The sequence below is a fragment of the Enterobacter sp. E20 genome (assembly GCF_000801755.2).
Lineage (GTDB): Bacteria > Pseudomonadota > Gammaproteobacteria > Enterobacterales > Enterobacteriaceae > Enterobacter > Enterobacter asburiae_B.
Genome location: NZ_CP012999.1, coordinates 1,227,621 through 1,253,728 on the forward strand (window position 1 = coordinate 1,227,621; position 26,108 = coordinate 1,253,728).

Below are 26,108 nucleotides of genomic sequence, written 5' to 3' on the forward strand. Positions count from 1 at the left end.
TCGCCTAGCTGTGGCGTTCAAGATAAAGCACGGCCATGACGATAATCGCCGCAATAATCAGAAAAATAAGTGTGATAACCAGTATCTCACTCATGACCGTCCCCACGGCACCAAAACAGATTAAGCGTGGATTAAGGGCTTTTTGCGCGATATAAGAAAATGGGGTGAATTTACGGAAAGAGGATGCGGCTGCATCCTCTGTGCAAAGCGGGTGGGCGCTTGTTCAGAAGTGGTTAACGCAGGTAATCGCCCGCGGCTTCTGGCTGGTAGAGCAACGCCAGCACTTCAAGATGGGCAGAGGCGCCGCCCGGCAATTCCCAGTGGATGGTATCGCCCGTGCGCAGGCCCAGCAGTGCGGCACCCACAGGCGCAAGAACAGAAAGCTGTGCGCTGCTGTCGGTCATCTGAGCCGGGTAAACCAGCGTGCGGGTCAGCTCTTCACCGGTGGTCAGGTTGCGGAATTTTACCTGGCTGTTCATGGTGACCACGTCATGCGGCATCGTCTCAGGCGTGCACATCTGCGCCCGGTCGAGCTCCTCATTCAGGGCGTCGGCCACGGGAAGTGAGGCAAACTCCGCTTTTTCCAGCAGCCTGTCGATACGTTCTGCGTCGAGCTCGTTGATGATAATTGTAGGTCTGGACATTTTTACTCCATGTCGTTAATGCTGCGCGTAACGCAGAAACCAATCCAAAAGAAAACCCTCGCCGTCTGGCAGCGAGGGTTTAACTCTCCCGATGATACTGGCTGAGCGCGCAAGTTTGAAGTGATGAAGGTCACATTCATGGTCCATATGAATTTTCGCTGAAATTTATTCAGTCTTCATTCCCGGCAGAATACGTTACGCTGAGTGTCCTGAACCCGGGCGTTGCGTGAAGCGCAATTCGCGTCCGCCCACCAACGAGAGAGAACTATGTACTTCTACCAACCGTCTCATGGGCACGGCCTGCCGCACGATCCGCTGAACGCCATTATTGGTCCACGTCCGATCGGCTGGATCTCCTCATGCGACAAGGCCGGTCAGCTCAACCTCGCACCGTATAGCTTCTTTAACTGCTTTAACTATCGCCCGCCGATCATCGGCTTTTCCAGCAACGGCTGGAAGGACAGCGTGCGTAATATTACCGAAACAAAGGAATTTGTCTGGAACCTGGCGACGCGCGATCTCGCGCAAGCGATGAACCAAACCTCTGCGATGCTTCCGCACGATCGGGATGAATTCAGCTTTGCCGGACTTACGCCAGCGGCGAGCCAGCTGGTCAACGCGCCCCGCGTCGCAGAAAGCCCGGTGAACTTTGAGTGCCGCCTGTCGCAGTGCATTCAGCTTACCGGTGCTGACGGCACACCGGTCGATACCTGGCTGGTGCTGGGGGAGGTGGTCGGTATCCATATTGCCGAAACGCTGCTGGAAGAGGGGATTTACCAGACGGCGAAAGCGCAGCCCATCCTGCGTGCGGGAGGGCCGACGGCGTATTATGGCATCAGTGACGACAACCGGTTTGATATGGTGCGCCCGGGCGCGGATCAGTAGCCGGCTTTATCAATCACGAACTGTTTTCCGCAGTTACCCGGATGTGGCTGCGGGGCAAATGACGCCGCAGAAAGCGGGTTGTTAATGGTGTCCGCCTTCAGCGAAACCTGCATCTCGGTCAGATACGCCGGATTGCCGTTGCAGGTCAGCTTGATCGCTTTGATGTTTTCTTTTCCCCAGCTTTTGGCAACGGCACCGTCAAAGTCGCTGCGATTGACGGTTTTCCCGTAATTATCGGCGAGGAATTTACCGACCGCGCTGTTTTTAACTTCCTGATTCATCCGCACCATCGTGCCGAAATAGGCATCTGGATCGAAACCAAAGCAGACGCCATGTTTGGCATATTCATAACGTTCCAGGCAGGAATTACCGCCCGCGCCCGGCATCACGTCGTTGAGCTTTGCGGCTGCGGAAAGCGACAGTCCGGTTTCGGCGGCATCGCATTTGCGGCTGGCCTTGACTTCCGGCATGTTCGGAATGGGGCGCGTGGCGCAGCCAAAACGCATCCACCGACGTTCATCCACGCCGCGTGCGGCAATAGATTTCGGCAGGCCAGGCCATAGACCGTGAACGGTCAGAAAATCGGCTTTATTATCGCGCTCTTTTTGCAGGCGACATTCGTCAGGTTCATTGCGGTTGCGTTCGATCATGCTCTGGCAAAACCCGGTTTGCCAGGACAGAGCCAGCACATAGCGATCGAAATCGCCATACTGTGTTGCCTTCAGCGGTTCCGCCTGTGCGGAGAAGAGACAGAGAGCAAGCGCGATTGCGCCAGACGGGATGACGATATCCTTCCTGAACATATGATTTCCTGATCGAATGAGTACTATTAATTTCTGGAAGTTATTAAAGCACAAAAAGCGCCCGCAGGCGCTTTTTGGATATCCCTAATTTAGCTTAGGCTGCGCCGGGTACCAGCACTTCCGTGGCGATAATCACGATAATCAGACCAACTATAACGGGCACTGAGGTGCGTTTGACGACTTCGAATGGCGAGATTTTCGCCATCCCGGCAACGGCGACGACCACACCCGACACCGGCGAAATGGTACGGCCCAGGTTTGACGCCTGCAGCATGGGAATGGAAAGGTAGGCCGGGTTAATACCGGAGGAGTGAGCCAGTTTCGGGATCATCTCAACGAAAGCGTAAAAAGGCGCATTACCGGAACCGGTGGTCATCGCCGCCAGCATGGTGAGCACCACCAGAACCAGCATCAGGATAATACTGGCCGAGCCGAACGAGGTGGCGATAGAAATCAGGCTCTGGATAAAGCCGATCGTGCTCAGACCCTGGGCAAAAACGCCCGCTGCAACCAGCAGCATCACCACGCCAGCGAAGGCATCCGCCATACCGCGATACGCAACTTCCAGACCCGAGAAGACTTTTTGCGTGTTAAAACCGCGCACAAACTCCAGCACGGCGGCCAGCAGCATGCAGATAACCAGAATGGTGATGATGTGCAGCTGTGGACCCCATTTTCCGTCAAAAATCAGCACTCCGACGATCGGGGTGAACGGCAGAATGGCATAGAACGCGGGAGCGGTCGTGGTGATTTCACTCACGTCCATCATTTCATGGCTGATGTTTTCTTTCTTATCGAGATAGCGCTGCCAGAAGAAATGCGCGATCCCCATGCCCACGATGGCAACAATCGAGATCGGTAACGTGGTTTTAAAGGCGAAGTCGATGAGTGACATCTCCGCCGCCTTTGCCGCCAGCACAACGTCGCCGGAGGTCGGGGAGAGAATTATCGCTGCCGGAGACGCGCAAATTGCCGCGGCCGCGCCACGGCTGATACCGACGTTCACCATCACCGGGAACAGCGTCGCCATGAGCAGTACGCCAAGCCCGGTAGCCGACGAAACGGCCAGTGACATCAGGCAGGCGAGGAAATAGGCGGCGACCATTAGCAGATACGGCGAGTTGATGTATTGCAGGGGTTTAGAAGCAAGCTTAACGACCATGTCGTTGGCGCCAATATGGGTCATGTAGGCTGCGAAACCGCACAGCATCATGATCATCATACCCAGGTCACCGCCGCGGCTCATGAGCAATATTTTAATGTATTCAACAATATCTGTAGCCGTGTAACCGGTGCTGGTCGCGCTGGCAGGTAACACCTGGTGCCCCATTATTGCGCTGATAATCAGCAGCGTTAGACCGCCGACAAATAATACGCCCGTGGCCGAGTAGCCTTTAATGATGTAGCGTGCGACGCCGACAATGACGACGACTCCAATAAGGAGTTCGAATAACGTAAGCATGATTTCCCCTGTATCTCTGCTGCAATGGAGCACAAAAAATCAAAAAAAAGAAGGATGAAAATGTGCCGAATAATTGGCCTGTTCTTGCTGATTAAAATCAATAAACAGACGACTAAAGAACAGAACAACCGTCTTTTTGCCATGGCCCATACATTTATGTCATGAGGGCCTTGACCGTCAGAAATAGCGCAACATGTCCTAATAATGATAACAAATTGTTAATGTTTTGTGTGGTTTTACATGTCACTGATTCAGAACATTAAATGGGTAAAGTCACACCCCTTGTAGGTTTATTTTGAACGCATCGCCGCCTTTCCTTAAGAATATTCCCGAAAAGAAGCTGAATAATTAGGAATAACGCCGATGTCGTTAAGCTTTGATTCAACTACTTTATGGTAAACTTTGCCTCGAATACTAAGAATGGTAATTGCATTGTGATTGTACGTAATACATTTTTCTCTATTTTGCTGTTTATTTTTGGGCAGTTAACGTTTTGTTCTGTTGCACAGGCAGAAGGCAACGCGACGGATAAAGGCTGGTTCTCAACCTTTACGGATAATGTTTCCCAGACATGGACGGCACCTGAACATTATGATCTCTATGTCCCGGCAATAACGTGGCATGCGCGTTTTGCTTATGACAAAGAGAAAACCGATAAATACAACGAGCGTCCGTGGGGCGCGGGTTTTGGCCAGTCGCGCTGGGATGAAAAGGGAAACTGGCATGGCATCTATCTGATGGCCTTCAAAGACTCGTTTAATAAATGGGAGCCGATTGGTGGGTATGGCTGGGAAAAAACCTGGCGCCCCCTAGCGGACGAGAACTTCCACGTCGGTTTGGGCTATACCGCCGGGGTTACTGCACGTGACAACTGGAAATACATTCCAATCCCGGTGCTGCTGCCTTTGGCCTCTATTGGCTATGGCCCCGCAACGTTCCAGATGACCTACATTCCGGGTACGTACAACAACGGTAACGTTTACTTCGCCTGGATGCGTTTTCAGTTTTAACTGACAAAACGTTACATGCTGGTGAAAAAACGCGCAGGCGTTGATTCATAAGCGATAAAAATCTGTCAGTGAAAATTAACGCGACTTTAGTCACTTTTTATCAAAGATCCGCTGGACAAAAGGTCCCACAATTGATGTACTGATAACCGACACAGCATTTGTGTCGTTTTTTAATGTAAAGGTAATTTTGATGTCTAAGATTAAAGGTAACGTTAAGTGGTTTAATGAGTCCAAAGGATTCGGTTTCATTACTCCTGAAGATGGCAGCAAAGACGTGTTCGTACACTTCTCTGCAATCCAGTCTAATGGTTTCAAAACTCTGGCTGAAGGTCAGCGTGTAGAGTTCGAAATCACTAACGGTGCCAAAGGCCCTTCTGCTGCTAACGTAATCGCTCTGTAATTCAGACGCGTCAGCAAGAATTTCAAAACCCGCTCACTGAGCGGGTTTTTTTCGTTTTGAATCAGCCAAGCAGATACATTTTCAGGAAGCTGGCAACGATCAGCACGCTCAACAACACCATTCCTGCGCTCATCAGACTCTGTTTCATTCTGTCACCCTCGTTCAGTATTACATTCAGAGTGACAGAGAAAAATTAAGCCAACATTAACGGTTCGGCTGTTAATGCGCGCTTGCGGAAGAAAATAGCCAAAATGCGATCCCCGTCATCGCAAAGGAGCCGAGCATATTGATCGCCACATTCATCAGCGCCCAGCCGATACGGCCTTCCTGAAAGAGAAAAACCGTCTCCGCAGAAAAGGTTGAGAAGGTGGTCAAACCGCCGCAGAATCCGGTGGTAATCAACACCTTCCACATTGGGTCGATGTGCGTCATTCGGTTAAACCAGGCCAGCCCCATACCAATGATAAAGGCACCAATCAGGTTTGCGGCAAGTGTTCCCATAGGAATCGCCTGATGCAGGGGGTTAAACCGCATACTCAGAAACCATCGCGCAACGCTACCCGTTCCCCCACCAATAAAAACGGCTAAAAGTAGTTGTAACACGCTAAATACCTGCTATTTGATGTGTAAGAGAAGCGAGTTTAACGCCGTTTATGATGAGGGGACAAATATGTATGTAGCGGTAGGGCAGTTTGCCGTCACGCCTGACTGGCGTGAAAATGCGAGAACATGCGTCAACCTGATGATGCAGGCCCGGCAGAAAGGCGCGTCGCTGTTGGTTCTCCCTGAGGCGCTGCTGGCCAGAGATGATAACGACCCGGATTTATCCGTGAAGTCCGCGCAGCCGCTGGATGGTGAATTCTTACAGCAATTGCTCGCCCAGAGCGCGGGCAATACGATGACGACGATCTTAACGATCCATGTTCCCTCCACGCCGGGTCGCGCGGTGAATACGCTCGTGGCGATTCGTGACGGGGCTATCGTGGCACGTTACGCCAAGCTTCACCTCTATGATGCGTTCAGCATCCAGGAGTCGCGACGCGTTGACCCCGGAGACAATATCCCTCCGCTGCTGGAGATTGACGGATTTAAGATCGGACTGATGACCTGCTATGACCTGCGTTTTCCCGAGCTGGCGCTCCATCTGGCGCTGCAGGGGGCTGACGTGCTGGTACTGCCTGCCGCGTGGGTCAAAGGGCCGTTAAAAGAGCATCACTGGGCAACGCTGCTTGCGGCACGCGCGCTGGATACAACCTGCTATGTCGTTGCCGCAGGGGAATGTGGCACGAAAAACATCGGGCAAAGCAGGGTGGTTGATCCGCTGGGGGTGACGATCGCCGCCGCCGCTGAAGCCCCGCATGTGCTGGTGGCGGAGATAAACTTAGAGAGAATTGCGCTTGCGCGTCAGCAATTACCCGTTCTTCGCAATCGTCGGTTTGCGCCACCGCAATTATTGTGATGTTTTTTTCAACAATGCTTGATTCACCTTGTTACAGATTGCTATTGTGTGCACGCGCAAAATGACCGTTAATACAGTCAGGTTTTGGCGCTGAATGCAGCCTGTTTTAAGTCAAGAAGGTATCTATGGGTGAGATTAGTATTACCAAACTGCTGGTGGTTGCCGCACTGGTCGTCCTGCTGTTTGGTACCAAGAAGTTACGCACGCTGGGTGGTGACCTGGGGGCTGCCATCAAAGGCTTTAAGAAAGCGATGAACGATGATGATGCAGCGGCGAAGAAAAGCGCCGAGGATGACGTCCCGGCAGACAAGCTTTCTCACAAAGAGTGACAGCAACGCCTGAGGGCTTGCGAAAAAAAACCGGCTCATGAGGCCGGTTTTTTTGTATTACTGTAAATGAATATTACAGCATTATTTAACTTCTTCGCCTTTAGCCTGCATATCGGCATGGTATGAGGAGCGAACGAATGGGCCGCAGGCAGCGTGGGTGAAGCCCATCGCCATCGCTTCGGCTTTCATTTCATCGAACTCGTCCGGGCTCACGTAGCGCTGTACCGGCAGGTGGTGACGGCTTGGCTGCAGATACTGTCCCAGGGTCAGCATGGTCACACCGTGGCGGCGAAGATCGCGCATCACCTCGATGATTTCATCATTGGTTTCACCCAGACCCACCATCAGACCAGACTTGGTCGGAATATGCGGATGCGCTTCTTTGAAACGCTCCAGCAGCTTCAGGGACCAGTTGTAGTCTGCGCCTGGACGCACCTGACGGTAGATACGCGGCACGTTCTCCAGGTTGTGGTTAAACACATCTGGCGGCGTCGCGGTCAGGATATCCAGCGCGCGGTCCATACGGCCGCGGAAGTCAGGCACCAGCGTCTCGATTTTGATGTTAGGGCTTTTCTCGCGAATGGCCGTAATGCAGTCGGCGAAGTGCTGAGCACCACCATCACGCAGGTCGTCACGGTCAACGGATGTGATAACCACATAACGCAGCGCCATGTCGGCGATGGTCTGTGCCAGTTTCTGGGGTTCGTTAGCATCAGGCGCGACTGGACGGCCATGAGCAACATCGCAGAACGGGCAGCGGCGGGTACAGATAGCACCCAGAATCATAAACGTCGCGGTACCGTGATTGAAACATTCAGCAAGGTTCGGACAAGAGGCTTCTTCACAGACGGAGTGAAGGCCATTCTTGCGCATCGCCGCTTTGATCCCCTGGATACGCGAAGAGTCGGCCGGAAGTTTGATTTTCATCCATTCCGGTTTTCTTAACAGCGCCTCGCGCTCTGTAGCCACGTTTTTAACCGGGATAAGGGCCATTTTATCGGCATCGCGGTATTTAACACCGCGTTCCATCACAATGGGTTTACTCATAGCGTGCGTGTTCCAGTTGCGAATATCGAAGGAAAGCGTTTCAATTCAAGGGAATGTTGTATTTATCAACTATTTTTGAACGAACGACAGGCAGTATATCATTGAAACGGTCGTTAAAGCAGCCTGCCAGATCGCCAATTTGTAAAATAGTTGTTGTTTTGTGCCTTTTGCCCTGCGGGTTGCAGGGGCTTGTGCTGGCTAAACCTGTCAGAAGGCCTGACGGATGATGCGGATGACGTTTTCCAGGACCGGATCGCGCAAACTCAGCTTGTTGTAATGCAGTGAAATCTCGATAGATTCCGCATTAAGCTGGCTGAGCGGGATGCTTTCCAGCGGCCAGCATTTTTGTAGCAGGCTGTACAGGCGTGATGGCATAACGCACAGCATATCGCTGCTGCCGATCAGGGATGCGGTGGTAAACATATTGTAACTGCTGAAGCTGATCTGACGTTCCGGGAAAATTTCATCAATACGCTGACGAAGCGCATGATTAGATTGCCCTTCGGTCATGAAAGACGAGTGGTCGTAGTTGCGCAGGTTTTCGATGGTTAACGGCTCGCTAAGAGCAGGATGCTGCTGGCGGCAAACCAGTACCAGGTTATCCGCATAAAGCACATTTTGCCCCAGCGCTCTTGCACTGAAGCTGCCGCTTTCAATAATCAGGTCCGTCTGGAACTGGGCAAGCTGAATGTCAGGTTCATTGAGAGGCACATTGCGAAGCAGGAGCTGCGGAGCATGCTCTTTTACGGCCTGGAAGATCGCTGGCATCACCAGCACCCCGACAGAAGGGGAACAGCCGATGGTGATGGTTCGCTGCTTATCATAGCTCCCGGTTAAATCCAGTGCGCCCAGAATCGACTCCAGCCCCTGGCTGATGTACTCGTGGAGATGCGTGGCGTAAGCCGTCGGCGTTACCCCCTGGCCCTTACGGATAAATAACGGGTCGGGAAATATAGCGCGTAGCTTTTGGATTGACTGGCTTATTGCTGATGGCGTGAGATTAAGAATTTTCGCAGCGTTAACGATACCCTTATGGACATATACCGCCTCAAAAATAGTCAGTAAATTGAGATCAATATTACGTAAAGTCCGAAAAATTTGCGGCTTGTCTTCGCCACCGGGTTCATTCAGTCGTTTGGCTGGTAAATTATTATACTCCACGCTTTCACTCCGTATACATTCACAATATGAATGATAGTTGAATTTATTTATTATGCTTGTAGAGATTCGTAAAGTGTTGGTTTTGTTTCACTTGTTTATCAAGGGCAAACGGTTGTGTGATAATTGCTCACCTTACTTATGCCGTGTTTGCCATGCTTGCTGGAGGCTAAATAATATGTGGCGGTAATATTCGGGCGCTTCGAAAATATAGAATCTGTGGATTATTGTAAAGTGCAAAAGCTGTAAATAAACAGTGGCCCGCCAAATTATCGAGCCATGTTGTATGATATATTAAGCAGGGATATATTCGTATGGGGGATTGTTAAGTAGCGCTAACATCTGCTTTAAAAGTACGGGACGAATATGTTCTGGCGTAGCGGTTTCAACCCACTGACGCATTTGCGTCATTTCCATGCCGGCGTAGCCGCAGGGGTTAATGCGCTGGAAGGGCGCAAGGTCCATATTAATATTCAAGGCCAGGCCATGGAATGAGCAACCTTTACGAATACGCAGCCCTAGTGAGCAGATCTTCATTTCCCCAACGTAGACGCCCGGCGCATCGGCGCGTGGATGCGCGTCAATACCATATTCCGCCAGCGTGTTGACGACAGTTTGTTCCAGTAAGGTAACCAGTTCACGCACGCCCAGCTTTCTGCGCTTCAGATTGAGCAGGACGTACATCACCTGCTGACCGGGCCCATGATAAGTGACCTGACCGCCGCGATCGCTCTGAATAACCGGGATATCTCCCGTCATTAACAAATGCTCTGCTTTACCCGCCTGGCCCTGCGTAAATACCGGCAGGTGTTCGACCAGCCAGATCTCATCCGGGGTGCTGTCATCGCGTGAATCGGTGAAGTCATGCATAGCCTGGGAGACAGGCTCATAAGGTTGCAGCCCGAGGTGACGGACCAGAATTTTATCCTGATACAAAACTGCGTCTCCGAAGACGAGGGACAAAAGGTGTGGAGGAGTATATCACAGCGGGGGAGAGGGGTTACCCGGCAAACCGGGTAACCGCAAAGGGACTACAGCACCATACGAACAATTTCGATATTGCCGAGCTCTTCGTACAGCGTTTCAACCTGCTCAATGTGTGTCGCAGTGATGGTAATAGAAACCGAGTGGTAGTTGCCCTTGCTGCTTGGTTTTACTGACGGAGAGTAGTCACCCGGCGCATGGCGCTGTACCACTTCAACCACCTGATCAACCAGCTCAGGTTTCGCCAGACCCATTACTTTGTAGGTAAATGAGGTTGGGAATTCAAGCAGTTCGTTAAGTTTGGTTTTCATGTCAGCTCCGGCGTAACGTCAAAAAATAATAACTCCCACGTCAGGTGGGAGTTATCAGGATACTTAGTATATGGGGATCAAAATCACACTTTCAAGTGTTCAATTTTTAACCAAACCAGTGGTGGAACATCAATTTAATGTAATCAATGATTTTGCCGAAGAAATTGCCTTCAGGTATTTCTTGCAGGACAACCAGCGGACGCTGATCGATCGTTTTTCCATCCAGCTGGAAGTTGATCGTACCCACAACCTGGTTTTTCTGCAGCGGGGCATGCAGCTCGGTGCTGTTCAGCACGTAGCTGGCTTTCAGATCCTTCATGCGACCGCGTGGAATGGTCAGGTAGAGATCTTTATCAACGCCGAGAGAAGCACGGTCGTTGTCGCCGAACCAGACGGGTTCAGACGCAAACTCTTTCCCTGCTTTCAGTGGGTTCACGGTTTCGAAGAAGCGGAAGCCCCAGGTCAGCAGTTTCTTGCTTTCTGTTTCACGACCTTTAAAGGTGCGGCCGCCCATCACGGCAGAGATCAGACGCATCTGACCTTCAGTGGCAGAGGCCACCAGGTTGTAGCCCGCTTTATCGGTGTGGCCAGTTTTGATGCCGTCAACGTTCAGGCTGTTATCCCACAGCAGGCCGTTACGGTTGGTCTGACGAATACCGTTGAAGGTGAACTCTTTTTCTTTATAGATAGAGTATTCATTCGGTACATCGCGGATCAGCGCCTGACCAATCAGGGCCATGTCACGTGCGGAGCTGTACTGACCGTCTGCGTCCAGTCCGTGTACGGTCTGGAAATGGCTGTTTTTCAGACCCAGCGCGTTAACGTAGCTGTTCATCAGGCCCACGAAGGCATCCTGGCTCCCGGCGGCGAAGTCGGCCATCGCCACGCAGGCATCGTTACCAGACTGCAGGTTGATACCGCGAATCAGCTGGGAAACAGGAACCTGCATACCCGGCTTCAGGAACATCAGAGAGGAACCTTTGAAAACAGGGTTCCCGGTTGCCCACGCATCGTTACCGATGGTGACCAGATCCGATTCTTTGAATTTACCTGCCTTCATCGCCTGGCCGATAACGTAGCTGGTCATCATTTTGGTCAGACTGGCCGGGTCACGGCGGGCATCGGCATTCTGTTCTGCCAGCACTTTGCCAGAGTTGTAATCGATCAGGATGTAGGATTCCGCGTCGATTTGCGGAACGCCAGGGATCATGGTCTTGATATTCAGGTCATCGGCGTGAGCTGCAGAGAGCGCAGCAGCGCAAAGGGCCGTGGTCAGCGCCATGCGCTGCACAAAACGAGCAGAAAAAGTGGTCTTCATGGTCAGAACTACGACATCCGTGATGGAATTAAAAAAAGTGCCTTACTATAGCAAATGCTATTCAGGCAGGCATCCGACTTTAAGCATGAGTTTGTGAATGTGTTTTACACTAACTGACAATTCGGATACCGCCGGTTAATTATTTCGCAACAGCGATAAATGACTGAAGTTGAGCTTCATTCTGCAGACGCTGCTGCAGGGACGCGGCCTGCGATTTGCTGGCAAACGGCCCCATCTGAATGCGCCAGACCGCGCCGTTCTGCTCAACGCGTCCCGGTACGCCAAACTGCTGGCTCAGACGCTGTTGATACTGCCTGGCCCGGGCCTGATCGCTTACTGCGCCTACCTGAACCACATAGCTGCCGCTTGCCGCTGCTGGAGCCGTCACCGCCGCACTTTGCGTGGCCGCTGGCGCCGTTACGGGAGCCGGCTGGGTTACTGGTGCCGCAACGGGAGCAGGGGCTGGAGTCGGCTCACTGCCTTCCAGCACGCCCGAGGCTAAGGTCGTCGGTGCGCCAAGAAAGCCGCTACTCTTTACCGGCGCGCCGGTAGAATCCTCGCTTTGCAGCGTGTCATTGCTGATCGGGCGTATTTCTCCCCCCGGCTGAGCAGGCTCTGCCGGAGACGAGACGCTTCCCATTCCGCCGTCAAGATTTGGGCGGTCAGGAAGGGCATAGGTCTGTTTTGCCACCGTCGTACACGCGGTACCCGGCCCGGAGAGCGAACCATCCTGTGCGACGATAATCGGGTCAATACGGACTTTAGTGTTGTTTGAGGTGTTCAGGCGATCGGCAGACGCGCGCGAGAGGGAAATCACCCGGTCATTCCCGTAAGGACCACGGTCGTTGATACGCACGACGATCATACGGCCATTCGCCAGGTTGGTGATACGGGCGTAGCTCGGGATCGGCAGCGTCGGGTGTGCTGCCGTCAGCTGCATTGGGTCGAACGCTTCCCCGGAAGCCGTCAGGTTACTGCCTGGCTCGGCATCATAGATGGCGGCAAAGCCCGCCTGACTGAAACGGGAAGGATCCTGAACAATTTTATAGCTTTTGCCGTCGCGCTGGTAATCCTGATTGGCACTGGCATTCAGCGGTTCATAAACGGGATCGGCACCGCTGATTTCAACGATCGGGCCATTACACACCGCAGGCTGCGGCGGCGCGACGGTTGCCTGTTGCTGACCATCATCACTTGTGCAGGCCGCAAGTAAACTTGCCGCGATGCAGATCCCGAGCCACTGCTTACGCATTCCGATCCCCTTATTTTTATACGCTTTTTGACAACATTTTTCTGTGGGTATGGATCGACATCACGATACCAAACCCGGCCATCAACACGATAAGTGCCGAGCCTCCGTAACTCACCAGCGGCAGCGGTACGCCTACCACCGGCAGAATACCACTCACCATACCAATATTTACGAAGACATAAACGAATAAAATCAGCATCAACCCGCCAGCCATGACGCGACCAAAGGTGGTTTGTGCGCGTGCTGCAATCCACAATCCCCGCATGATCAGCAGTACGTACAGCGCCAGCAATATTAAGATGCCAACCAGCCCCAGCTCTTCCGCCAGTACGGCGAAGATAAAGTCGGTGTGGCGTTCCGGTAAAAATTCCAGCTGTGACTGCGTGCCGTGCAGCCAGCCTTTACCGCGCAGGCCGCCGGAGCCAATCGCAATCTTGGACTGAATAATATGATAGCCCGCGCCCAGCGGATCGGTTTCCGGATCGAGCAGCATCATGACGCGCTGGCGCTGGTAATCATGCATCAGGAAGAACCAGAGGATAGGAATGAACGCTGCAATCAGCACCACCGCGATACCAATCAGGCGCCAGCTCAGTCCCGACAGGAAAAGGACAAACAGGCCGGAAAGGGCGATAAGAATTGAGGTGCCAAGGTCAGGCTGCGCCGCAACCAGCAGCGTCGGCAGAAAAATCAGCACCAGCGCGATGGCGGTGTTTTTCAGAGACGGCGGACAGACGTCGCGGTTGATAAAGCGTGCCACCATCAATGGAACGGCGATTTTGGCAATTTCCGAGGGCTGGAAGCGGACAACGCCCAGATCCAGCCAGCGCTGCGCCCCTTTTGAAATTGCGCCAAACGCATCTACCGCAACCAGCAAAATAATACAGAAGATGTAAAGATAGGGCGCCCAGCCTTCGTAGACGCGCGGCGGGATTTGCGCCATCACCACCATGATGATCAGACCCATGGCGATCTGGCCGATTTTGCGCTCCATCATGCCGATGTCCTGGCCGCTGGCGCTCCAGATAACCAGGGCGCTGTATACCAGCAGAGCCAGCAGGATCAGCAGCATGGCTGGGTCGATGTGGATTTTATCCCACAGCGATTTTTTATTTGGATTATCCGTCATGATTATTGGTCCTCCGCCGCAGCGGCGGCCGGGTTTTCAGCCGGCAGTTCGGTGTTGTTATCACCCAGCATAATGTGGTCAAGGATCTGGCGCATGATGGTCCCTACTGCTGGTCCGGCACCGCCGTTCTCCAGAATCATCGCCACCGCGACCTGCGGGTTATCATAAGGGGCAAACGCCGTCATCAGCTTATGGTCACGCAGACGTTCAGCAATGCGGTGCGCGTTATAGGTTTCGTTGGCTTTCAGACCAAACACCTGCGCAGTACCGGATTTCGCGGCCACTTTGTACGGCGTACCGGCGAAGTACTTATGCGCGGTACCGTTCGGGCGGTTTGCCACGCCGTACATACCGTCTTTCGCAATTTCCCAGAAGCCGGAATGGATGTCACCCACCGGGGCCTCGTGCGGCTGGTTCCACGGTACTTTTTTGCCGTCTTCAACCGTGCTCTGTAGCAGATGCGGCACTTTTACCACGCCGTCATTGATGAGGATCATCATGGCTTTGTTCATCTGAAGCGGCGTTGCCGTCCAGTAGCCCTGACCGATACCCACCGGAATGGTGTCACCCTGATACCACGGTTTTTTAAAGCGCTTCAGCTTCCATTCACGCGTTGGCATGTTGCCAGAACGTTCTTCTGAAAGGTCCACGCCGGTGTAATGCCCGTAGCCGAATTTGCTCATCCACTCTGACAGGCGATCGATACCCATGTCATACGCCACCTGATAGAAGAAGGTATCCGCAGATTCTTCCAGCGATTTGGTGACGTTGAGATGACCGTGGCCCCATTTTTTCCAGTCACGATAGCGCTTATCTGAACCCGGCAGCTGCCACCAGCCCGGGTCAAACAGGCTGGTATTACGGTTGATGACGCCGGCACTCAGCGCAGAGACCGCCACGTACGGTTTAACCGTGGATGCCGGCGGGTAAACCCCTTGCGTCGCGCGGTTCACCAGCGGCGTGTTCGGGTCATTCAGCAGACCGGAATAGTCTTTACTGGAAATGCCGTCAACAAAGAGGTTCGGGTCATAGCTAGGCATGGAGACCATTGCCAGGATGCCGCCGGTACGAGGATCGGTGACCACAACGGCTGCACGGCTACCCGCCAGCAGGGTTTCGATATACTGCTGAAGTTTGAGGTCGAGCGTCAGATAGACGTCATGCCCCGCCTGAGGCGGCACTTCTTTCAGCTGGCGGATCACGCGTCCACGGTTGTTAACCTCAACCTCTTCATAGCCGGTTTGCCCGTGCAGAACGTCTTCGTAGTAACGTTCGATCCCCAGCTTACCGATATCGTGCGTAGCAGCGTAGTTGGCCAGCTTGCCGTCTTTATCAAGGCGGTCGACGTCTTTGTCGTTAATCTTGGAAACGTAGCCAATCACATGCGTCAGCGCGGAGCCGTAGGGATAGTAGCGACGCTTATATCCCTTCACTTCCACGCCGGGGAAACGGTACTGATTCACCGCAAAGCGGGCCACCTGGACTTCCGTAAGATTGGTTTTAACCGGAATCGAGGTGAAGCGGTGAGAGCGGGCGCGCTCTTTTTTGAACGCCGCGATATCGTCATCGTTAAGGTCGACAACGCTTTTCAGCGCTTCCAGCGTATCCTGAACATTATCGACTTTTTCCGGCATCATCTCGATTTGATAGATGGTGCGGTTCAACGCCAGCGGGGTGCCGTTACGATCGTAAATAATGCCGCGGCTGGGTGCGATAGGCACCAGCTTAATGCGGTTTTCGTTTGAACGCGTCTGGTAATCGGTAAAGCGGACAATTTGCAGATTATAGAGGTTGGCGATCAGCACGCCGGTAAGCAGCAAAATCCCGGTAAAGGCGACCAGCGCCCGGCGCACAAACAGCGCGGACTCAGCCGTATAGTCGCGAAAAGAATTCTGTAGTTTCATCCGCTGCTTAATCTACCCTGGTCAGTCATTACTCGCGGTGATAGGGGTGGTTGGTAGTAATGCTCCACGCGCGATACAGGCTTTCTGCCACCAGTACCCGAACGAGCGGGTGGGGAAGCGTCAGCGCGGAGAGGGACCAACTTTGTTCAGCCGCTGCTTTGCAGGCAGGGGATAACCCTTCTGGTCCGCCAATCAACAGACTGACGTCACGACCATCCTGCTTCCAGCGCTCCAGTTCTTGCGCCAGCTGCGGCGTATCCCAGGGTTTACCTGGAATATCGAGGGTGACGATGCGGTTTTTGCCTGCGGCAGCCAGCATCAGTTCGCCCTCTTTATCGAGAATGCGTTTGATATCAGCGTTCTTGCCGCGCTTCCCGGCGGGAATTTCCACCAGTTCGAACGGCATGTCTTTTGGAAAACGACGCAAATATTCAGTAAAACCGGTTTGTACCCAGTCCGGCATTTTGGTGCCGACGGCGACCAGCTGTAACTTCACGCATTAACCCCAGAGTTTTTCCAGCTCATACAGGCGACGGCTCTCGTCCTGCATGACGTGGACAATCACATCGCCGAGGTCGACTACCACCCAGTCAGCCGTCGCTTCACCTTCAACACCCAGCGGCAACAGCCCTGCTGCACGCGATTCCTGAACCACGTGATCGGCAATTGAAACAACATGACGCGTCGATGTACCGGTGCAGATGATCATGCAGTCGGTAATACTGGATTTACCCTTAACGTCGATAGCGATGATGTCCTGACCTTTCAGGTCATCAATTTTGTCAATAACAAAATCCTGGAGTGCTTTACCCTGCAAGTTTTCCCCCTGGGGTGAATGAGATTGTAAAACTTTGAATTCGTAGCCAGACAGTATACCTGAACTCACGCCTGCGTCGGGACAAATGTCTCCGGCCGGGCTTTTGAAGGCGGGTATCATCCCACCCTCCGCCTGAGATTGCATTGCCATTTTTGTAAAACAATTTCTGTAAAGCAATGATCGGCGGGAAAGTCTGGCAGCGGAGAATAACAGTATGGCTTACCCTGTCAAGGCAGGATAAACAATAAGCCGCTTTTTATGCTCTCCGGCTATTCATCTGCGCTTTTCTGATACAAACCGTGCGCATGGATATAGGCCAGCACCGGGGTCGGCAGCAGATCGTCACACGCTAAACCCTGCTGTAAACGCTCGCGAATGAGGGTTGCAGAGATATCAAACCACGGCGTTTCCGCCAGATAGATCTTCCCGGCAGGCTGGTTGTGAAGATCTTCAACATTATCGGTGAGGTGGTCTTCCAGCCACTGCTGGTACTGCTCTTCGCGCATGGTCAGCGGATAGCCGGGACGGCGGCAGACGAGCAGGTGGCTGTTCTCCAGGATGGTTTCATACTGATGCCACGTAGGGAAATTCAGCAGAGAATCCTGGCCGATGATAAAAGCCAGCGGCTGGTCTGGTCCTTGTTCGGCGCGCCACTCCTGAAGCGTCTGAGACGTCCAGGAGGGCGTGTCGCGACGCAGCTCACGCTCGTCAAGTCGGAATAGCGGTTTATCTGCGATGGCAAGGGCAAGCATCTCTTTTCGCTGCTCGCTGGTCGCCTCGGGCTGTGGACGATGGGGCGGGACATTGTTGGGCATGATGGTGACGCGCTGAAGGCCGATCAGATTCGCCAGAATTTCAACCGGCTTCAGATGCCCGTAATGTACCGGGTCGAAGGTGCCGCCATATAAGGCCTGTAAAGAATGCATGCTATCCATCAATAAAAACGTCTGCCAGCGCCTTGTGGCAGAGCAGCAGAGAAAGGCTTTCCAGCTCCGCCCAGACCGACTGGCCATAATCTTGTTTTAACGTGAGCTCAGCGCGCATCAGAAGCTGCACAGCCTGACGAAGCTGTTCATGACTCAGGCGGTTGACGGCTTCGGTGATCAAAGCCCGGCGATTTTGCCACACGCGGTGTTTATCAAACAGCGAACGCAGCGGCGTATGGGCAGACTGACGCTTGAGCGTAATCAGCAGCAATAATTCGCGCTGCAGCGTACGCAGCAGAATAACCGGTTCGCTCCCTTCGAGACGCAGCTGTTGCAGAATATGCAGGGCGCGTTTGCTTTTCGCCGACAGCAGCGCGTCCACCCAGTGGAACGGCGTGAAGTGTGCCGCGTCGTTAACGGCCTGCTCGACGCGCGGCAAGGTCAGCTTGCCATCCGGCCAGAGCAGGGAGAGTCTGTCCAGCGCCTGCGCCAGGGCCAGCAGGTTACCTTCATAGCAGTAGCAGAGCAGTTGGTTCGCCGCATCATCCAGCTGAAGGTTGTTCTGCTTCGCTCTCGCTGCCACCCATTTTGGCAGATGCGCCTGTTCAGGCGTCTGACAGGTAACCTGTACCGCGCGGGCTGCGAGTTGGGTGAACCACGCCGCATTTTCCTGCGCTTTGGTGAGCTTGTTGCCGCGTACAATCAGCAGCAGATCGCTGTGAAGCAGGCTGACCAGCGTCGCCAGCTGTTCATTGATGGCCGCGTTAGGGCCGTTCTCCGGCAGCAGGATCTGAATAGTCTGGCGCGACGCAAAAAGGCTCATCGCCTGACAGAGTGAGAAGAGGGCATTCCAGTCGGTGTTGTTATCCAGCTGGACGGTGTGGTGTTCATCGAAGCCCTGAGAGGCGGCTTCATGCCGCACGGCATCCAGACTTTCCTGAAGCAATAACGGATCGTTTCCAAGAAGCAGATACGCCGCGCGCAGCCCTTCTTTGAGCTGCGCGCGGAGTTGTTCAGGATACAGCCTGATCATCATTTACCCAGAGAGTTAGCAGCAGGAAGCGTGCCAGCAACCGGTTTTTCAACAATGTCAGAGCCTTGTCGGGTAGACGCTGCAATACCTGGCAGTTTACGGATCAGCTGTTCCGCCGCCTTGTCGTACATTTCGTTGATGATAATCTGCTGTTCGGCATCTTTTGCCAATGCCGTCTGCGGGTTATCGAAGAACGAACGGAACACTTTCGTGCTGATCGGATAGATGTCTTTACCCGGGATCAGGACCGCTGCGTTGACCGTCAGCACCATCTGATATTCAGCTGTACGACCGTCCTGGAAGATAGAGGCCGTATCTCTCGACAGACCTCCTCCGATGATACGCAGAGACGGTACATCCTGGCGCAGCGTTTGTTTCTCAACAAGCTCAACGCCGTTCAGACGCAGCTGATTACGAACTGCCCGGCTGAGTGGACCATTCGGATCCGATGAGTCGAAAATCATCGTTTTCATCTCAGCAGGCACCGCCGTGGTATTGCGCAGGTGCCAGCCACAGCCGGCGGTGACAAGCACCGCCAGTGATAAGAGTATTGTTGCCAGTTGTCGCACGTTTCCTCCCGCGCTTAGCCAACGACCAGATTGAGCAGTTTACCCGGTACGTAGATCACTTTACGTACGGTAACGCCCTCAAGATATTTTGCGACCAGAGGTTCCTGGCCCGCGCGCTCGCGAACCTGTTCTTCGGTTGCATCGACCGCCACGGTAATTTTACCGCGGACTTTGCCGTTTACCTGGACCACAACCAGCGTCGTGTTTTCCACCATTGCGGCTTCGTCAGCCTGCGGCCACGGCGCGTTGTCAATATCGCCTTCGCCTTTCAGCTCCTGCCACAGGGTGAAGCTGACGTGCGGAGTGAACGGGTTCAGCATGCGAACGACGGCCAGCAGCGCTTCACGCATTAAGGCACGATCCTGCTCACCGTCCTGCGGGGCTTTCGCCAGCTTGTTCATCAGTTCCATAATAGCCGCAATTGCGGTATTGAAGGTCTGACGACGACCAATATCATCGGTCACTTTCGCAATCGTTTTATGAACATCGCGACGCAGCGCCTGCTGATCTTCAGTCAGTGCGGCGGCGTTCAGCGCCGGGGCATCGCCCAGTGCAGTGTGTTCGTAAACCAGTTTCCAGACGCGTTTCAGGAAGCGGTTCGCGCCTTCCACGCCGGACTCCTGCCATTCCAGAGTCATGTCCGCCGGAGAGGCAAACATCATGAACAGACGCACGGTGTCCGCACCGTAACGCTCAACCATCACCTGCGGATCGATGCCGTTGTTTTTCGACTTGGACATCTTGCTCATGCCGGTATAGACCAGTTCATGACCTTCGGCGTCTTTCGCCTTAACGATACGGCCCTTCTCGTCGCGCTCGACGATCGCATCAACCGGAGAAACCCAGTTACGCTCGCCGTTGGCACCGACGTAATAGAACGCATCTGCCAGTACCATGCCCTGACACAGCAGCTGTTTTGCTGGTTCGTCAGAGTTCACCATGCCTGCATCGCGCATCAGTTTGTGGAAGAAGCGGAAGTAGAGCAGGTGCATGATGGCGTGTTCGATGCCGCCGATATAGATATCAACCGGCAGCCAGTAGTTTGCCGCATCGGAATCGAGCATACCGTCCTGATACTGCGGGCAGGTGTAGCGCGCATAGTACCAGGATGACTCCATAAAGGTGTCAAAGGTGTCGGTTTCACGCAGCGCAGGCTGACCGTTGACGGTGGTTTTTGCCCACTCAGGATCGGCTTTGATCGGGCTGGTGATACCGTCCATGACCACGTCTTCCGGCAGGATCACCGGGAGCTGATCTTCCGGCGTTGGCATCACGGTGCCATCTTCCAGCGTCACCATTGGGATTGGCGCGCCCCAGTAACGCTGACGGGACACGCCCCAGTCGCGCAGACGGAAGTTAACTTTACGCTCGCCCACGCCCAGAGAGGCCAGCTTATCGGCGATGGCGTTGAAGCCCTCTTCGAAGCTCAGGCCGCTGAATTCACCAGAGTTGAACAGAGTGCCTTTTTCGGTCAGCGCTTGTTCGGACAGATCGGGTTCAGAACCATCTGCGGCCAGAATAACGGCTTTAATCGGCAGGCTGTATTTGGTGGCAAACTCGTAGTCGCGCTGATCGTGTCCCGGAACGGCCATTACCGCGCCTGTACCGTACTCCATCAGCACGAAGTTCGCTGCCCAGACAGGGATCGCTTCGCCAGTCAGCGGATGCTTCGCATAGAAGCCTGTCGCGACGCCTTTTTTCTCCATCGTCGCCATGTCGGCTTCGGCCACTTTGGTGTTGCGGCACTCGTCGATGAAGGTGGCCAGCTCCGGGTTGTTCTCTGCCGCTTTCTGCGCCAGCGGGTGACCTGCGGCTACGGCCAGGTAGGTCGCGCCCATGAAGGTGTCCGGGCGGGTGGTGTAGACAGTCAGGGTCTGGTCATAGTTCTCAACGTTGAAGGTAATCTCCACGCCTTCAGAACGGCCGATCCAGTTGCGCTGCATGGTCTTAACGGTATCTGGCCAGTGGTCGAGGTTATCCAGATCGTTCAGCAGCTCATCAGCGTAAGCGGTGATTTTGATAAACCACTGTGGGATCTCTTTACGCTCAACTTTGGTGTCACAGCGCCAGCAGCAGCCGTCGATAACCTGTTCGTTCGCGAGAACGGTCTGGTCGTTCGGACACCAGTTAACGGCAGAGGTCTTCTTATATACCAGGCCTTTTTTATACAGCTCGGTGAAGAACTTCTGCTCCCAGCGATAGTATTCCGGGGTACAGGTTGCCAGCTCGCGGCTCCAGTCATAGCCAAAGCCCAGCATTTTGAGCTGGTTTTTCATGTACGCGATGTTGTCGTACGTCCACGGCGCCGGTGCGGTGTTGTTTTTGACCGCCGCGCCTTCCGCAGGCAGACCGAACGCATCCCAGCCGATAGGCTGCAGAACGTTTTTACCCAGCATGCGCTGGTAGCGTGCAATCACATCGCCGATGGTGTAGTTACGCACATGGCCCATGTGTAGTCGACCAGAAGGATAGGGAAGCATCGACAGGCAGTAATACTTCTCTTTGCTCTCGTCTTCGGTTACTTCAAAGGTGCGCTTCTCGTCCCAGTGTTGCTGGACTTTTGATTCTATCTCTTCCGGGCGGTATTGCTCTTGCATGGCAGCCAGTGGTCCTGTTTTCAATACAGCTACAAATGTAGCCAATGGATGTGGTAATTCAGATCCGCATAGCATAGCCCAAACGCCCGCGTCAAAACAGCCTTTCGCACAAATGCGCTTTGCAGGAATTTACCGGGTCTGTGCTTCACCTGACAAAGCGGCGATGAAATAAGGTCTATTATTAGAAATAGTTACTTACCCGGGAGGCAAAATGATGAACAAGGTTGCTCAATTTTACCGCGAACTGGTGGCGACACTGACGGAACGGCTGCGTAACGGCGAGCGAGATATCGACGCGCTGGTTGAGCAAGCGCGTGCCCGCGTGACGCAAACGGGTGAGTTAACGCGAACCGAAGTGGAAGAGGTGACGCGCGCCGTGCGTCGCGATCTGGAAGAGTTCGCGCGCAGCTACCAGGAGAGCCAGGAGGAGGTCACGGACAGCGTTTTTATGCGGGTGATTAAAGAGAGCCTGTGGCAAGAGCTGGCCGACATCACGGATAAAACGCAGCTGGAGTGGCGCGAGGTCTTTCAGGATTTGAACCATCACGGTGTGTATCACAGTGGTGAGGTGGTCGGCTTGGGAAATCTGGTATGTGAGAATTGCCACCATCATATTGCGGTATATACGCCGGATGTCCTGCCTCTGTGTCCGAAATGCGGCCACGATCAGTTCCAGCGTCGGCCGTTTGAGCCCTAAATAAAAGCAAAACTCTCTGCTCCCTCTCCCAGTGGGAGAGGGGTGGGGTGAGGGCATCAGGCTGCACATGGTAAAAGCAAAACGGCAACCACGTTGCCGTTTTTAGTGTTTGCCCCCTCTCCCCGTGGGAGAGGGTTGGGGTGAGGGCATCAGACCGCACAATAGTAAGCCAGTCTCTCCGCCAGCAAATCCACAAACGCCTCGCGGTCGATGTCCACCATCACCGTGGTATTCGGTTTATTCCCCGTCAGCGAGTAGTAATCCACCACCGTCATTCCCTGGGTGTATTTTCCCTGCGTCTCAACACCAACCCATCTGTCCACCGTAGTGAACATCTCCGGCTTCAGTAGCCAGGCAATGGTGCACGGGTCATGCAGCGGCGCGCCGTGGAAGCCCCATCTCTCTGCTTTGTGATACTCCATAAAGAAGTCGAGCAGCTCGGCCACGGTTGTCGCGACCGTATTACCCACGGAGCGGAATCGCTCAATATCGTCCGCCATAATCTGCGCGCGGTGGGTAACGTCCAGCCCCGCCATTACAATTGGTAAGCCGGACTGGAAGACGATTTCCGCGGCTTCCGGGTCGACAAAGATGTTGAACTCCGCCGCAGGCGTCCAGTTCCCCAGCCCCATGGCCCCGCCCATAATCACAATTCGGGCAATTTTATTATGCAGCTCAGGATGGCTGTTCAGCAGCAGCGCAACGTTGGTTTGCGGTCCGGTTGCCACCAGCGTTACCGGTTCTGCACTCTCACGTAGAACCTTCGCCATCAGCTCCACGGCGGTACAGTTTTGCGGCGTGAAACCCGGCTCCGGCAGTGCCGGACCGTCCAGCCCGCTTTCACCATGAACGTTGTCGGCAATAATCAGCTCGCGCATCAGCGGCTTCACGGCCCCGCCGGCGACAGGAATGTCGGTGCGTTTGAGCAGCGTGAGCATGCGCAGCACGTTGCGCAGGGTTTTGTCCGGCGTCTGGTTTCCGGCGGACGAGGTGACGGCTTTTACCTCAAGTTCAGGGGAGGCAAGAGCGAGGACGAGCGCGATCGCGTCGTCATGACCCGGATCGCAATCGAGAATAATAGGCTGTGCCATAGCGTTCTCCATACGTAGCGTTATTTTGTGACAAGGTTAACGCTGCAATGTGACGCCGACGAGAGGAACTGAGTGAAAGCGTGAAGCAGTGCGCAATCCGCAGATTGCGCACCGGGAAGGTTAGTGCAGGATTTTCGCGAGGAAATCTTTCGCACGCTCTGATTTCGGGTTAGCGAAGAACTCTTCTTTCGGTGAGTCTTCGACAATTTTCCCTTCGTCCATAAAGATCACGCGGTTGGCCACTTTACGGGCAAAGCCCATTTCGTGGGTCACCACCATCATGGTCATCCCTTCGTGCGCCAGCTCGACCATTACGTCCAGCACTTCATTGATCATCTCTGGATCGAGCGCCGACGTTGGCTCATCAAACAGCATTGCCACCGGATCCATACACAGCGCGCGGGCGATCGCCACACGCTGCTGTTGGCCGCCAGAAAGCTGTGCCGGGAACTTATCGGCATGCGCCGAGAGCCCAACGCGTTCCAGGAGCTTCAGACCTTTCTCGCGCGACGCTTTTTTATCCCGCTTCAGCACTTTTACCTGCGCCAGCGTCAGGTTCTCAATAATGGAGAGGTGAGGGAACAGCTCAAAATGCTGGAACACCATGCCAACGTGAGAGCGAAGCTGAGCGAGGTTGGTTTTCTTGTCGTTGACCCTGGTGCCGTTGACAACGATCTCACCTTGCTGCACCGGCTCCAGTCCGTTGACGGTTTTAATTAGCGTCGATTTACCGGAGCCGGACGGCCCGCATACCACCACTACATCGCCTTTTTTGACTTCGGTGGAGCAGTCGGTCAGCACCTGAAAGTGCCCATACCATTTAGAAACATTTTTCAGGGAAATCATTATACCGTCCTTTTCTTCAGCCAGCTGACCAACAGCGACGCGCTTAAACTAATCACAAAATAGACCGCACCCGCAAAGAGCACCATCTCGACCTGCGTACCATCACGTTCACCGATGGTTGACGCGGTACGGAAGAAGTCTGCCAGACTCAGAACGTAGACCAGCGAGGTATCCTGGAACAGCACGATGCCCTGGGTTAGCAGGAGCGGAACCATGGCGCGAAACGCCTGCGGCAGAATAATGAGCTGCATGGACTGCCAGTGCGTCATTCCCAGCGCCAGCGCGGCGCTGGATTGCCCGCGGGAGATACTCTGAATGCCCGCGCGGATAATCTCTGAGTAGTAAGCGGCCTCGAACATTGAGAACGCCACCATGGCGGAGATCAGACGGATATCGGTTTTCGGCGACAGCCCCAGCACGTTCTGCAGGAAGCCGGGCACAATCAGGTAAAACCACAGCAGCACCATCACCAGCGGGATGGAGCGGAACACGTTAACGTAGGCGGTCGCAAACCAGGCGAGCGGCTTAAAGCTCGACAGGCGCATGACGGCCAGCAGGGTGCCCCAGACGATACCAATGATGATGGCGATAACGGTGATTTTTAAGGTAATCACCAGGCCATCAAGCAGGTAAGGCATGGATGGAACGATAGAACTCCAGTCAAATTCGTACATTATTTGCCCCCCAGATTACCCGGCAGGCGGATTTTGCGTTCAACCAGGTTCATCACCAGCATGATGAAAGCGTTAATCAGAACATACGCGAGCGTGATCGCGGTGAAGGATTCCCACGCGTGAGCGGAATAATCCAGCAGCTTGCCCGCCTGCGCGGCCATATCCACCAGGCCGATGGTTGAGGCGATGGCCGAGTTTTTCACCAGGTTCATCATCTCGGAGGTCATCGGTGGAACGATAACCCGGTAGGCGTTAGGCAGCAGCACGTAGCGGTAGGTTTGGGGCAGCGTCAGGCCCATCGCCAGGCCCGCGTTTTTTTGTCCGCGCGGCAATGACTGAATGGCGGCACGCACCTGCTCGCAAACGCGCGCAGCGGTAAACAGCCCCAGACACATCATGGAGGAGACAAAGAACTGCACGTTCGGATCCAGCTCCGACTTGAACCACATGCCAATATTTTCCGGCAGCAGTTCCGGGATGACCAGATACCAGGTAAAGAATTGCACGATCAGCGGAACGTTACGGAACAGTTCCACATACAGGGTGCCAAGCGTTGAAAGAAAACGGTTAGGGACGGTGCGCAGAATACCGAACAAAGAACCGACAAGAAACGCGATAATCCACGCCGTTATCGATAGTGCCACGGTAACCTGAAAGCCGCTCCACAGCCAGCCAAGATAGGTGGTGTTGCCGAACGGGGCTTGTTGCAGGAATATGCCCCAGTTCCAGTCTATTGACATAATAAACTCCAGAAAAAAAAGGG

Annotated in this window: 29 protein-coding genes; 6 read left to right on the forward strand and 23 right to left on the reverse strand. The window is 54.0% G+C overall.

Annotated elements, in window-relative coordinates:
• Positions 1-4: 4 nt before the first annotated feature.
• Together yldA and rnk are read right to left on the reverse strand one after the other, a co-directional pair.
• A complete protein-coding gene (gene yldA / locus NI40_RS24420) occupies positions 5-94 on the reverse strand; it encodes a small membrane protein YldA (protein WP_272481390.1) in 90 nt (29 codons plus the stop codon).
• A 139-nt stretch (positions 95-233) separates the two neighbouring features.
• Positions 234-644 (reverse strand): nucleoside diphosphate kinase regulator, encoded by a 411-nt coding sequence (gene rnk / locus NI40_RS05665; protein WP_023310734.1) that lies wholly within the window; start codon positions 642-644, stop codon positions 234-236.
• Positions 645-911: 267 nt separating this feature from the next.
• On the opposite strand from rnk, the gene NI40_RS05670 reads away from it, so the two are divergent.
• Entirely contained in the window at positions 912-1,529 is a 618-nt protein-coding gene (locus NI40_RS05670) for a flavin reductase family protein (RefSeq protein ID WP_039261229.1), read from the forward strand.
• Here NI40_RS05670 and rna read toward each other — a convergent pair.
• The gene (rna, locus tag NI40_RS05675) at positions 1,523-2,332 is read right to left on the reverse strand and encodes a ribonuclease I (protein ID WP_039261231.1); all 810 of its coding nucleotides are present in this window, start codon (positions 2,330-2,332) and stop codon (positions 1,523-1,525) included. The two genes, NI40_RS05670 and rna, sit on opposite strands and share 7 nt — an antisense overlap.
• Before the next feature lie 94 nt (positions 2,333-2,426).
• Entirely contained in the window at positions 2,427-3,794 is a 1,368-nt protein-coding gene (gene dcuC, locus NI40_RS05680) for an anaerobic C4-dicarboxylate transporter DcuC (RefSeq protein ID WP_039261233.1), read from the reverse strand.
• A 392-nt stretch (positions 3,795-4,186) separates the two neighbouring features.
• Between dcuC and pagP the strand changes: the two genes are divergently transcribed.
• Together pagP and cspE are read left to right on the forward strand one after the other, a co-directional pair.
• Positions 4,187-4,804 (forward strand): lipid IV(A) palmitoyltransferase PagP, encoded by a 618-nt coding sequence (gene pagP, locus NI40_RS05685; protein ID WP_045142917.1) that lies wholly within the window; start codon positions 4,187-4,189, stop codon positions 4,802-4,804.
• 190 nt (positions 4,805-4,994) lie between these two features.
• Positions 4,995-5,204 (forward strand): transcription antiterminator/RNA stability regulator CspE, encoded by a 210-nt coding sequence (gene cspE / locus NI40_RS05690; RefSeq protein ID WP_002439184.1) that lies wholly within the window; start codon positions 4,995-4,997, stop codon positions 5,202-5,204.
• Positions 5,205-5,423: 219 nt separating this feature from the next.
• On the opposite strand, the gene crcB is transcribed toward cspE, so the two are convergent.
• Positions 5,424-5,807: a fluoride efflux transporter CrcB gene (gene crcB, locus NI40_RS05695; RefSeq protein ID WP_033144922.1), complete on the reverse strand. Its 384-nt coding sequence runs from the start codon at positions 5,805-5,807 to the stop codon at positions 5,424-5,426.
• Between the two features lie 67 nt (positions 5,808-5,874).
• Between crcB and NI40_RS05700 the strand changes: the two genes are divergently transcribed.
• Both NI40_RS05700 and tatE read left to right on the forward strand, forming a co-directional pair.
• A complete protein-coding gene (locus NI40_RS05700) occupies positions 5,875-6,663 on the forward strand; it encodes a deaminated glutathione amidase (RefSeq protein ID WP_039261239.1) in 789 nt (262 codons plus the stop codon).
• A gap of 125 nt (positions 6,664-6,788) precedes the next feature.
• The gene (gene tatE, locus NI40_RS05705) at positions 6,789-6,992 is read left to right on the forward strand and encodes a twin-arginine translocase subunit TatE (protein WP_023310742.1); all 204 of its coding nucleotides are present in this window, start codon (positions 6,789-6,791) and stop codon (positions 6,990-6,992) included.
• Positions 6,993-7,073: 81 nt separating this feature from the next.
• Here tatE and lipA read toward each other — a convergent pair whose 3' ends face one another.
• From lipA to leuS, 14 genes are all read right to left on the reverse strand, one after another.
• On the reverse strand, positions 7,074-8,039 hold the full coding sequence (lipA, locus tag NI40_RS05710) for a lipoyl synthase (protein ID WP_028019480.1): 966 nt from the start codon (positions 8,037-8,039) through the stop codon (positions 7,074-7,076).
• Positions 8,040-8,246: 207 nt separating this feature from the next.
• Entirely contained in the window at positions 8,247-9,200 is a 954-nt protein-coding gene (locus tag NI40_RS05715; RefSeq protein ID WP_032665064.1) for a YbeF family transcriptional regulator, read from the reverse strand.
• Between the two features lie 291 nt (positions 9,201-9,491).
• Complete coding sequence (gene lipB / locus NI40_RS05720) at positions 9,492-10,133, reverse strand: lipoyl(octanoyl) transferase LipB (protein WP_033144925.1); 642 nt, start codon at positions 10,131-10,133, stop codon at positions 9,492-9,494.
• Positions 10,134-10,228: 95 nt separating this feature from the next.
• The gene (ybeD, locus tag NI40_RS05725; RefSeq protein ID WP_006177135.1) at positions 10,229-10,492 is read right to left on the reverse strand and encodes a DUF493 family protein YbeD; all 264 of its coding nucleotides are present in this window, start codon (positions 10,490-10,492) and stop codon (positions 10,229-10,231) included.
• A gap of 106 nt (positions 10,493-10,598) precedes the next feature.
• Positions 10,599-11,810 carry a D-alanyl-D-alanine carboxypeptidase DacA gene (dacA, locus tag NI40_RS05730; RefSeq protein ID WP_032638844.1) on the reverse strand — a complete coding sequence of 404 codons (1,212 nt, stop codon included), beginning with the start codon at positions 11,808-11,810 and terminating at the stop codon, positions 10,599-10,601.
• A gap of 139 nt (positions 11,811-11,949) precedes the next feature.
• On the reverse strand, positions 11,950-13,062 hold the full coding sequence (rlpA, locus tag NI40_RS05735) for an endolytic peptidoglycan transglycosylase RlpA (RefSeq protein ID WP_039261252.1): 1,113 nt from the start codon (positions 13,060-13,062) through the stop codon (positions 11,950-11,952).
• Positions 13,063-13,078: 16 nt separating this feature from the next.
• Positions 13,079-14,191: a peptidoglycan glycosyltransferase MrdB gene (mrdB, locus tag NI40_RS05740; protein WP_023310746.1), complete on the reverse strand. Its 1,113-nt coding sequence runs from the start codon at positions 14,189-14,191 to the stop codon at positions 13,079-13,081.
• A 2-nt stretch (positions 14,192-14,193) separates the two neighbouring features.
• Positions 14,194-16,095: a peptidoglycan DD-transpeptidase MrdA gene (gene mrdA, locus NI40_RS05745; RefSeq protein WP_032638848.1), complete on the reverse strand. Its 1,902-nt coding sequence runs from the start codon at positions 16,093-16,095 to the stop codon at positions 14,194-14,196.
• A gap of 28 nt (positions 16,096-16,123) precedes the next feature.
• On the reverse strand, positions 16,124-16,591 hold the full coding sequence (gene rlmH, locus NI40_RS05750) for a 23S rRNA (pseudouridine(1915)-N(3))-methyltransferase RlmH (protein WP_023310748.1): 468 nt from the start codon (positions 16,589-16,591) through the stop codon (positions 16,124-16,126).
• A gap of 3 nt (positions 16,592-16,594) precedes the next feature.
• Positions 16,595-16,912: a ribosome silencing factor gene (rsfS, locus tag NI40_RS05755; RefSeq protein ID WP_023334893.1), complete on the reverse strand. Its 318-nt coding sequence runs from the start codon at positions 16,910-16,912 to the stop codon at positions 16,595-16,597.
• A gap of 269 nt (positions 16,913-17,181) precedes the next feature.
• A complete protein-coding gene (nadD, locus tag NI40_RS05760) occupies positions 17,182-17,847 on the reverse strand; it encodes a nicotinate-nucleotide adenylyltransferase (protein ID WP_029740134.1) in 666 nt (221 codons plus the stop codon).
• Complete coding sequence (holA, locus tag NI40_RS05765; protein WP_039261258.1) at positions 17,840-18,871, reverse strand: DNA polymerase III subunit delta; 1,032 nt, start codon at positions 18,869-18,871, stop codon at positions 17,840-17,842. Before holA ends, nadD begins: the two co-directional genes overlap by 8 nt.
• Complete coding sequence (gene lptE, locus NI40_RS05770) at positions 18,871-19,440, reverse strand: LPS assembly lipoprotein LptE (protein ID WP_039261260.1); 570 nt, start codon at positions 19,438-19,440, stop codon at positions 18,871-18,873. Before lptE ends, holA begins: the two co-directional genes overlap by 1 nt.
• A gap of 14 nt (positions 19,441-19,454) precedes the next feature.
• Positions 19,455-22,037 (reverse strand): leucine--tRNA ligase, encoded by a 2,583-nt coding sequence (gene leuS / locus NI40_RS05775; protein ID WP_033144930.1) that lies wholly within the window; start codon positions 22,035-22,037, stop codon positions 19,455-19,457.
• Positions 22,038-22,251: 214 nt separating this feature from the next.
• Between leuS and NI40_RS05780 the strand changes: the two genes are divergently transcribed.
• Positions 22,252-22,734: a zinc ribbon-containing protein gene (locus tag NI40_RS05780; protein ID WP_032661386.1), complete on the forward strand. Its 483-nt coding sequence runs from the start codon at positions 22,252-22,254 to the stop codon at positions 22,732-22,734.
• 149 nt (positions 22,735-22,883) lie between these two features.
• On the opposite strand, the gene rihA is transcribed toward NI40_RS05780, so the two are convergent.
• The 4 genes from rihA to NI40_RS05800 all read right to left on the reverse strand — a co-directional run bounded on the left by rihA (position 22,884) and on the right by NI40_RS05800 (position 26,085).
• Entirely contained in the window at positions 22,884-23,825 is a 942-nt protein-coding gene (gene rihA, locus NI40_RS05785) for a pyrimidine-specific ribonucleoside hydrolase RihA (RefSeq protein WP_039261262.1), read from the reverse strand.
• 120 nt (positions 23,826-23,945) lie between these two features.
• Entirely contained in the window at positions 23,946-24,671 is a 726-nt protein-coding gene (locus NI40_RS05790) for an amino acid ABC transporter ATP-binding protein (RefSeq protein WP_029740140.1), read from the reverse strand.
• Positions 24,671-25,345: a glutamate/aspartate ABC transporter permease GltK gene (gltK, locus tag NI40_RS05795; RefSeq protein ID WP_014883002.1), complete on the reverse strand. Its 675-nt coding sequence runs from the start codon at positions 25,343-25,345 to the stop codon at positions 24,671-24,673. The genes NI40_RS05790 and gltK overlap by 1 nt, the downstream gene beginning before the upstream one ends.
• Complete coding sequence (locus tag NI40_RS05800) at positions 25,345-26,085, reverse strand: amino acid ABC transporter permease (RefSeq protein ID WP_023310756.1); 741 nt, start codon at positions 26,083-26,085, stop codon at positions 25,345-25,347. The genes gltK and NI40_RS05800 overlap by 1 nt, the downstream gene beginning before the upstream one ends.
• Positions 26,086-26,108 lie beyond the last annotated feature (23 nt).